Source organism: Vibrio sp. 1288, assembly GCF_033344475.1.
On record NZ_JAWPOX010000274.1, the window covers coordinates 1 to 871 of the forward strand.

Consider the following 871-nt stretch of genomic DNA (forward strand, 5'->3'; position numbering starts at 1 on the left):
CCCGTCTAAAAGCCGAGATTGCAAAAGCCGCCAAACGAAATGCAGTACCAATGGACGGGCTCGGCAAACAGCGCGGCAAACTACCATGGCCACTCAAAGGCAGTGTGTTACATAACTTCGGTACGCGTCAAACCGGACAAGTAAACTGGAAAGGTATGGTGCTTTCCGCTAACTATGGTCAACAAGTTAAAGCGGTTTACCCTGGCACAGTCGTATTTGCAGAGTATTTAAGAGGTTACGGTTTAGTGGTGCTGCTTGATCACGGTAAAGGTGACATGACGCTTTACGGCTACAATCAAGCGTTAACCAAAAAAGAAGGCGACAAAGTCACCGCAGGCGAAGTGATAGCACTCGCTGGTGATACAGGTGGTCAAGACCGACCATCACTGTATTTCGAAATCCGCCGTAATAGTGAAGCACAGAACCCGAAGTCTTGGTTAAAGCGCTGATTATCTAACTTATTTATTTACTTGTAGTAAAAACAAAGGAGCCACTCTGCTCCTTTGTTGTATTCATATTTTGGAAAATGCTATGCGTAGTACGTTTCGACCACATCAATAAATGCATTCACATCTTCTTTGCGTAAGGCATTAATACCCGCAGCCGCCTCTCGCCCACCACCTGTCGGGAACTGCCCACACACGGCAACAGCACCTTGTTTATTGTTCAATGGTGCACGGAGTGAAACTGTGTAAGTAGCATCTGCGTTTTCTGTGAGTACCGCATGCGCAGAGTCTGGATTTTGGTTTGCCAGCCAGTTGCCATACACACCGCTGATTCGACGTGATGCGGCCGTGTTTGGTAGCTCAAACAACTTCAATGTATCGCTTTCATGTGTGGCTGGTACCGCTTGCGCGGCATCCATGTCTTG

General features: G+C 47.6%; 1 protein-coding gene and 1 pseudogene. One reads left to right on the plus strand and one right to left on the minus strand.

The genetic code is table 11. The features are described from left to right. Positions 1 to 449, plus strand: a 449-nt coding sequence (locus R8O11_RS26180; RefSeq protein ID WP_025505453.1) for a murein hydrolase activator EnvC family protein, incomplete at its 5' end; no start/stop codon positions are given. Between the two features lie 80 nt (positions 450 to 529). Here R8O11_RS26180 and R8O11_RS26185 read toward each other — a convergent pair. Further along, positions 530 to 871, minus strand: a pseudogene (locus R8O11_RS26185) (DHH family phosphoesterase); the annotation flags it as partial.